The organism is uncultured Tenacibaculum sp., from assembly GCF_947495995.1.
In the GTDB taxonomy this organism is placed as follows: Bacteria; Bacteroidota; Bacteroidia; order Flavobacteriales; family Flavobacteriaceae; genus Polaribacter.
Genome location: NZ_CANMAX010000008.1, coordinates 139,452 through 148,426 on the forward strand (window position 1 = coordinate 139,452; position 8,975 = coordinate 148,426).

Sequence of the window (8,975 nt, forward strand, 5' to 3'; positions counted from 1 at the left end):
CATGACACTAGACAAACAACTACAAATTGTTTCAGAAAAATTATCAGGAGAATTCGTATTTGATAATCTTCATAAAAGCATTTATGCAACAGATGCTTCAGTATATAGAAAAACACCAACAGCAGTTGCTTTTCCTAAAACTATAGAAGACATTAAAATATTAATAGATTTTTCTGTACAGCATAATATTACTTTGGTTCCTAGAACTGCGGGTACTTCGTTAGCTGGACAATGTGTTAGTGATGGAATTATAGTTGATGTTTCGAAACACTTTACGAATATTCTTGCCTTTGATGAAAAGAATAAAACCATAACTGTAGAACCAGGAATTATTAGAGACGATTTAAATCGTTTTTTAAAACCTTATGGTTTATTTTTTGGTCCGAATACATCTACTTCAAATCGTTGTATGATTGGTGGTATGGTAGGAAATAATTCTTCGGGAAGTACTTCTATTCGATATGGAGTTACTAGAGATAAAGTAATTGCTATCGATACTCTTTTATCTGATGGATCTAAAGCTACTTTTTCTGAAATTTCCTCTCAAGAATTCCGTAAAAAGACAACTCAAGATGATTTAGAAGGAAAGATCTACAAATCTATTTTCTTTGAATTAAGTTCTAAAGAAACTCAAGATGAAATTTTAAAAGAGTTTCCGAAAGCAGCAATTCATAGAAGAAATACTGGTTATGCTGTTGATGAATTTTTGACTTCAAATTTATTTGGCGGTGAAGATGATACCGTTAATACAGCCAAATTTCTTTCTGGAAGTGAAGGAACTTTAGCATTTATGACTGCTATTACGATTCAATTAGACGACCTTCCTCCTAGTCATAGCATTATGGTTACTCCGCATTTTACAAGTGTAAATGAGAGTTTAAAAGCTACAATCACTACCATGAATCATAATTTATTCACTTGTGAATTGATGGATAAAGTGATTTTAGATTGTACTAAAAATAACAGAGAACAAGCTAAGAATAGATTTTTTATACAAGGTGATCCTGAAGCAGTTTTAATGTTAGAAGTTAAAGCTGATTCTAAAGAAAAAGTTGAAGAATTAGCCGATAAATTAATTCAAGATTTAAAAGACAATAACTTTGGATATCATTATCCTAAAGTATTTGGTAATGATATTAAAAAAGTTCTAGATTTAAGAAAAGCCGGACTTGGATTATTAGGTAATATGATTGGTGATAAAAAAGCTGTTGCATGTATTGAAGATACTGCTGTGGATTTACACGACTTACCTGAATACATTGAAGAATTCTCTGCAATTATGGACAAATACCAACAACAAGCTGTGTACTATGCGCATGCAGGAGCTGGAGAATTGCATTTAAGGCCTATTTTAAATCTTAAAAAAGCTGAAGATGTTGATTTATTTAGAAAAATAACAACTGAAACGGCAGAACTTGTAAAGAAATATAATGGTTCTTTTAGTGGTGAACATGGAGATGGAATTGTAAGAGCAGAATTTATTCCTTTAATGATTGGTGATCGTAATTACCAACTTTTAAAGCGTATTAAAAAAGCTTTTGATCCGAATAACGTATTCAATAGAGGAAAGATAACGGATGCTTTTAAAATGGATGAAAGTTTACGTTACGAAGTAGATCGAAATGAACCAGAAATTAATACCATTTTCGATTTTTCTGATAGCCAAGGAATTTTACGTTTGGCAGAAAAATGTAACGGTTCTGGTGATTGTAGAAAATCTCCAGAAGCAGGCGGAACTCTTTGTCCGAGTTACAGAGCTACTAAAGACGAAAAAGATACTACTCGATCGAGAGCTAATGCTTTACGTGAGTTTTTAACGAACTCAGATCAAGTAAATAAGTTTAATCATAAAGAATTAAAAACTGTTTTCGATTTATGTTTAAGTTGTAAAGCTTGTGCTAGTGAATGTCCAAGTAATGTTGATGTTGCTTCTTTAAAAGCCGAATTTTTATATCAATATCAAGAAACAAACGGATATTCTTTCAGAAGTAAATTATTTGCAAATAATGCGAAGTACAATAAGTTAGGAAGCAAATTTCCTACAATTACAAACTTCTTAACCAATACGAATTTAGCCAAAAAAGTAATGGGAGTTGCCCAAGAAAGAACTGTTCCGAAATTAGCTAAACAAACTTTAGACGCTTGGTTGAAAAAAACGAATCAGAAAGACAGCCAGAAAACAGTGTTGTTATTTAATGATGAGTTCACCAATTTTTATGATACTGAAATTGGTAAAGATTCAATAGCCGTATTAAATGCTTTAGGATACAAAGCTGAAGTTTTAAATCACGAAGAAAGTGGACGAAGTTATATTTCTAAAGGTTTTCTAAAAGAAGCAAAAGTTATCGCTAACAAAAACATTGAGTTGTTTAAAGGTAAGGTTTCAGAAAATAAGCCTTTAATAGGAATTGAACCTTCTGCTATTTTAACTTTTAGAGATGAATATTTACGATTAGCTGATGATAAAAAAACAGCATCTGAAATTGCAAAACATACGTTTACCATTGAAGAATTTCTTTCTAAAGAAATAGAGAAAGGCAATATCAATTCAGATCAATTTACATCTTCTAGTAAAGAAATTAAGATTCACGGACATTGTCATCAAAAATCTTTATCTACCACAAATTCAATTTTTACAATGCTTAATATTCCTAAGAATTACGATGTAAGAATTATGAACACTGGTTGTTGTGGTATGGCTGGTTCTTTTGGATACGAAAAGGAGCATTATAAAGTTAGTATGCAAGTTGGTGAAGATACTTTATTTAAAAAAATTAGAAACGCTTCTAAAGCTACTGAAATAGCTGCTTCGGGTACAAGTTGTAGACATCAAATTTACGATGGAACGAATAAAGTAGCTAAACATCCAATCACCATATTAAAAGAGGCTTTAATCTAAAATATTGAAAATCATAATTTTATTTCGTATATTTAAGAGTAACTAACTTTAAAATTCTTAAGTATGGACACGAATAAAATTATCTTAAAGAATGGTTTATTAATATACAGTTGTATAGTTGTTTTCTTTCTTTTGATGAAAATACTTGGATTAGATAATGTTTCTGAACTTCGTTTTTTAAATTTCCTTTTTGTTTTTTGGGGAGTAAATAGAGCCATAAAACAAAACATAGATTTTAATGATCAAGATTCTTATTTTAACAATTTCTATGTAGGTTTCGGATCTTCTGTTATTGGAATTGCTTTAACAATTATTGGTTTGATTGTTTATGTTGGATTTATTGATCCTAGCTTTATTACAGTACTTGAAAATTCTTCTTTATGGGGTAAAAAACTAAGTCTTGAAATGGTTGTTTTTGCTTTAACTATCGAAGGAATTGCATCGTCTGTAATGTGTTCTTTCATTTTAATGCAGTATTATAAAAATTATAAATCCTCTGGGATTTTAACTTCATAAATAAAAAAGCGAGAAAGGTAACTTTCTCGCTCATTACTTAAAATAATTTAGGGATTATCTTAAAACTAGCCACAGTCGTCTTCACTTTTGTAGCACTTATTGTCGCGTCTTCCTCCGAGTCTACCTTTTAAAGTTCTTCTCTTCGGATTACGTATTCTTCTTAACCTTTGCATTATTGCTTTTTGATCTTTGTAACCTTTCTTGTCAATAATCCTTGGTTTACTATTTTCTACTGTTACGTCATTTTTTCCGCTAACTATGTAGAAATAAGATCTTCTATTTAATTGATGTTCTTCTTCAGAACATTTTTTACCGTTTTTATCATCACAACGATTCAATAATTGATCTTCTCCATAACCTATAGCACTTTCAACTCTATTTGCTGCAATTCCTCTAGTAATTAAAAAATCTCGAGTCGATTTTGCTCTTCTGTCTGACAGAGTTCTATTATAATTTCTTCCTCCCCTACTATCTGTATGCGATTCAATCTTTATAATCATTTTAGGATGATTATTCATCACAGCTACAATATTCTCTAATTCATATTGAGCATCTTCTCTAATAAATGATTTATTGAAATCGAAATAAATAGGTTTAATTACAATCTGATTTCCTACGATTAAAGGATCTAAAACTAAATTGATTCTAGTAACTCTTCCATTTTTGTTTGATAACCTAAAATCTTTCTTTACTGCAGATCTATAATCTTTTTGTTCGGCAATCACAGATAAAGCATCGCTACCACAAGGAACTTTTTCAAAATGATAAATACCATCTATGCTTGTTAAAGCTTCGTTTACAATAGTTCCCGTAGTTTTATCGACTAACTTTATTACAGCATTGGCAATTGGCGCTTTTGTAACTTTATCTGTTAAAGTTCCTGTAATAGATTCTAAACACTCTTTAGGTTTTGGTAATTGAGAAATGTAAAAACTATAAATATCGTCGTCTCCTTTTCCTTTTGACCTGTTTGAAGAAAAGAATCCCTTCTTTCCAGTAGCATCAACATAAAATGAAAAATCGTCTTTTTTACTGTTGAATGGAAAATCTAAGTTTACAACTTTACTGTAGGTTCCATCATCATAAATTTTTGTTTGAAAAATATCAAGTAAACCAAGTCCTTTATGACCATTAGAAGAAAAGAATAATATATTGTCTTCTCCTACAAATGGAAACATTTCTCTTTCTTTTGTATTTACAGTTTCCCCTAAATTTTCAGGTTCTCCAAAACCCTCTTCTTTAATTTCAACTTTAAAAATATCTGTAGCTCCTAAAGAACCAGGCATATCTGAAGTAAAATATAATGTTTTTTCATCTGGACTTAAAGCAGGATGTCCAACAGAATATTCATCACTATTAAAAGGTAACTCTTCAACATTTGTCCAATCATTACCAACATTCTCTGCTCTGTACAGTTTTAAATTAACCGTTTGTTTTTTATCCTTTTTTAATTTCTTACCATCAAAATTTACTCTTGAAAAGTACATATACTTTCCATCTTTTGTAAAAACTGGTGATGACTCATGGAAATTTGTATTTACTGGTGAAGGCAATATTTTTTTCCCTTCCACTCCATAAATCGTATCAATCTTAGATTCATCTAATTTGGTAATGTAACCTTGAGATTTATATAAATTTAAAAAAGGCTGATTGTTCCACTTGTAAAGTTTTTCCCCTTTAACTCCTTTAGGAGCTGATGAAGCAAAGTAGATTTCATCGTTAAAAATTACTCCTCCAAAATCAGAAAACGGAGTATTTGTAGCTAAATTTCTAATGCTGATTTTTTTTCTTCCCCCATTTAAAAAATCCTGAAAATGATTTGATTTGTTTACGTACTTATTCTTTTCATTTTTCTTATTCCCTTTATTTAATGCTAAATAAATAGAATCGGATTTTTTGGTGTTACCATTACTTCTTAATACCTGTGCGTATTTAAAAATGTAATCTGGATTTGTTTCTTTGAATTCTTCAATTAATTTTCTGTACCAAATTTCGGCATCTTCTGTTCTAGAGTTGTTGTAATAAGAATCCCCTATTCTCTTTAATACATATCTTGAAGTGTCTCCCCTTTTATAAACAGCCTCATATATTTTAGCTGCTTTAAAGTAAGCAAACTCTTCGAAATATCTATCTGCAACTCTTTTACTTTGCGATAATAATGGTAATGTTAATAGTGTTAGAATTAATGTTTTTAATAGTGTTTGTTTTTTCATTATTTAAGCTTTAAAAAAATCTTGGGGATTTCATTCTAGCTTGTTTAAAAATTTCATATCTCAATAGTACTTCATGTGTTCCGTTGTTGACTACATTATAATTTGATGTAGTAAGATCATAGGCATAACCTATGTGTAATGATTCGCTCGCTTGGAAACCAGCTAATACTGCTACCGAATCGTCCCATCTCCACGCTGCTCCAACTCTAAATTTTTCGTTGAATAAAAAGTTTGCAGAAACATCGATAGATAATGGTGCACCAAAAACTAATTTGGCTAATGCAGCAGGTTTAAATTTGATGTTTTCATTTATATCAAAAACATAACCTGCAATTAAGAAATAGTGTAATCTTTCTACGGCTGTTTCTCCAATAATATTTCTAGCATCGTAATGTTCTTGACGTAAAAAGTTAGGTACAGATAAACCTATATACCATTGTGGCTCATGATAATATATACCTGCTCCGATTGTTGGTAAAAACCTATTATTAATATTTTGTGCAAACGTTGGATCTGCTCCATCACCATTTGGGTTTCCTATACTCCAATCTACATTTAATAATCTACCTCCTAATTTTAAACCAAAAGCAAGATTTCCTTCATCTCCTGTTCGAATTGTATACGAAACATTTCCATCAATATAAGTTTCATGCGAAGGTCCAATTCTATCATTTACTAAATTAATACCTAAACCTATACCACTATATCCAATAGCTGTATCGTAACTTAAATTTTGTGTATCTGGAGCTCCTTCTAAACCAACCCACTGTGTTCTTCCTAATGCTGTAAGAACTGTGTGTCCTTTAGAACCAACATAAGCTGGGTTTACAGACATTGTGTTTAACATGTACTGAGTATAATGGGGATCTTGCTGTGACATAGCATCTGTTAAAAAACAGATGCTTATCACTAATACTATTCTTTTGAATAAAATTGACTTCATTATTTATTTTACAGTCTATTATCTATTAATATATATCCAACCTTTTCTTACTGGGCTACCATCTCCTAAATCTATCAGATAGAAATATGTTCCTACTGGTAATTTATCTAACGAATTAATTGTAGCTCTACCATTTGAAATACCTTCGAATCTCTTACTTGCATCATCATTTCTATATCCTTTTACTTTGTAAACAGTATTACCCCATCTGTTAAAGATTTCAACCGTATTATTTGTATAGTTATCAATACAATTAATTCTTAGGTAATCATTTATTCCATCACCATTTGGACTAAACTCATTGTATACTGTTAAACAAGGATCACTTACTTCGATAGTAACTGTTGCTGTTGAACAATTTGGTGGTGTAGCACTATCACATATAGTGTATGTGAATGTATCTGTTCCTGTAAATCCTGGATTTGGTGTATATGTTACAACATCATCACTTGGATCGTTAGGCGTACCATTATCATCTACAGTTACTGTTCCATTTGACGGATCTGTTACCGTTAAAGTACCGTCGTTTGGTATATCATTATCATTATCAAATATATCAATTATAACTGGATCATCACCATTTGTTTCCTCTATATCATCAAATGCATCTGGTGTTGGATTTACATCTACTGTAACCGTTGCTGTTTCACAATTAGCTGGTGTTGCATTATCACAAACTGTATATGTAAATGTATCAGTTCCATTGAAATCCTCATCTGGTGTATAAGTTACTGTATCATCACTTGGATCATCTGGTGTTCCTCCATCATCTACAGTTACCGTTCCATTAGCTGGATCACTTACCGTTAATGTTCCTGATGATGGTACATCTGTATCATTATCTAAAACATCAATAACTACAGGTTCATCTTCATCTGTTGTAGCCGTATCGTCCTCAGCATCTACTGTTGGATTTACGTCTACTGTAACTGTTGCTGTGTCACAGTTAGCTGGTGTTGCATCATCACATACTGTATATGTAAATGTGTCAGTTCCTGAAAAATCTGGATCTGGTGTATATGTTACAGTATCATCACTTGGATCGTTCGGTGTACCTCCATCATTAACAGTTACCGTTCCATTTGCTGGATCACTTACAGTTAATGTTCCTGATGTTGGTGTATTGGCATCATTATCTAAGATATCAATATCAACTGGTTCATCCTCATCTGTAGTTGCTATATCATCTTCTGCATCTGCTCTAACATCAGTAACATTTACTGTTACAGTTGCCGTATCACAATTAGCTGGTGTTGCATTATTACAAACCGTATAAGTGAATGTATCAGTTCCAGTAAATCCAGGATTTGGTGTATATGTTACAATATCATCACTTGGATCATTTGGCGTACCTCCATCATTTATAGTTACTGTTCCATTTGTTGGATTAGAAACTGTTAATGTACCTGAAGATGGAATATTTAAATCGTTATCTAAAACATCAATATCTACAGGATTATTAGTAGTTGTTCCTGCTGTATCATCGATTGTATCTATTCCATTAATAGTATATCCATCATTTCCAGCATCAACACTTCCACCTCCTACTGGAGTAACTGAAGTTGGGTTTGTTCCTTCTGTTTGTGTACTTCCTAATGGTAAATCTCCTTCTACTACTACAATGTCTACTGGACTTCCTGCTGGGACTCCTGTTAACGTATAGCTTCCATCTGGATTCGTAGTCGTACTTGGCTCTCCTGGGTCTTGTACGCCATCACCATCTAAATCTGCATAAACTGTTACACCGCCTAAACCACTCTCTGATCCGTCTTGTGTTCCGTTTCCGTTTGTATCTCCGTAAACAACTCCAGTAACATCGCCTTGTGATTGGTATCCATCGTTACCTGCATCAACACTTCCGCCTCCTACTGGAGTAACTGAAGTTGGGTTTGTTCCTTCTGTTTGTGTACTTCCTGATGGTAAATCTCCTTCTACTACTACAATGTCTACTGGACTTCCTGCTGGAACTCCTGTCAACGTATAGCTTCCATCTGGATTCGTAGTCGTACTTGGCTCTCCTGGATCTTGAACTCCGTCTCCATCTAAGTCTGCGTAAACTGTTACACCGCCTAAACCACTCTCTGATCCGTCTTGTGTTCCGTTTCCGTTTGTATCTCCGTAAACAACTCCCGTAACATCACCTTGTGATTGGTATCCATCGCTACCTGCATCAACACTTCCGCCTCCTACTGGAGTAACTGAAGTTGGGTTTGTTCCTTCTGTTTGTGTACTTCCTGATGGTAAATCTCCTTCTACTACTACAATGTCTACTGGACTTCCTGCTGGAACGCCTGTTAGCGTATAGCTTCCATCTGGATTCGTAGTCGTACTTGGCTCTCCTGGATCTTGAACGCCATCGCCATCTAAGTCTGCATAAACTGTTACACCACCTAAACCACTCTCT

Annotated in this window: 5 protein-coding genes; 2 read left to right on the forward strand and 3 right to left on the reverse strand. The window is 32.8% G+C overall.

Annotated features, from left to right (window positions below; genetic code table 11):
* The first annotated feature begins 1 nt into the window (after position 1).
* Positions 2 to 2,899, forward strand: coding sequence for an FAD-binding and (Fe-S)-binding domain-containing protein (locus Q1A15_RS17665; RefSeq protein ID WP_299627178.1), 2,898 nt, complete (start codon positions 2 to 4; stop codon positions 2,897 to 2,899).
* Between the two features lie 63 nt (positions 2,900 to 2,962).
* Positions 2,963 to 3,415, forward strand: coding sequence for a hypothetical protein (locus tag Q1A15_RS17670; protein ID WP_299627180.1), 453 nt, complete (start codon positions 2,963 to 2,965; stop codon positions 3,413 to 3,415).
* Between the two features lie 65 nt (positions 3,416 to 3,480).
* Here Q1A15_RS17670 and Q1A15_RS17675 read toward each other — a convergent pair whose 3' ends face one another.
* The 3 genes from Q1A15_RS17675 to Q1A15_RS17685 all read right to left on the reverse strand — a co-directional run.
* Complete coding sequence (locus Q1A15_RS17675; protein WP_299627182.1) at positions 3,481 to 5,628, reverse strand: OmpA family protein; 2,148 nt, start codon at positions 5,626 to 5,628, stop codon at positions 3,481 to 3,483.
* 10 nt (positions 5,629 to 5,638) lie between these two features.
* Entirely contained in the window at positions 5,639 to 6,571 is a 933-nt protein-coding gene (locus tag Q1A15_RS17680) for a type IX secretion system membrane protein PorP/SprF (protein WP_299627184.1), read from the reverse strand.
* Positions 6,572 to 6,589: 18 nt separating this feature from the next.
* Positions 6,590 to 8,975: Ig-like domain-containing protein (locus Q1A15_RS17685; RefSeq protein ID WP_299627186.1), on the reverse strand; the 2,386-nt coding region annotated here is incomplete at its 5' end.

Bases quoted from the DNA above. Each gene is read 5' to 3' on its own strand.
- Q1A15_RS17665 (WP_299627178.1), top strand. From the start codon at position 2: ATGACACTAGACAAACAACTACAAATTGTTTCAGAAAAATTATCAGGA.
- Q1A15_RS17670 (WP_299627180.1), top strand. From the start codon at position 2,963: ATGGACACGAATAAAATTATCTTAAAGAATGGTTTATTAATATACAGT.
- Q1A15_RS17675 (WP_299627182.1), bottom strand. From the start codon at position 5,628: ATGAAAAAACAAACACTATTAAAAACATTAATTCTAACACTATTAACA.
- Q1A15_RS17680 (WP_299627184.1), bottom strand. From the start codon at position 6,571: ATGAAGTCAATTTTATTCAAAAGAATAGTATTAGTGATAAGCATCTGT.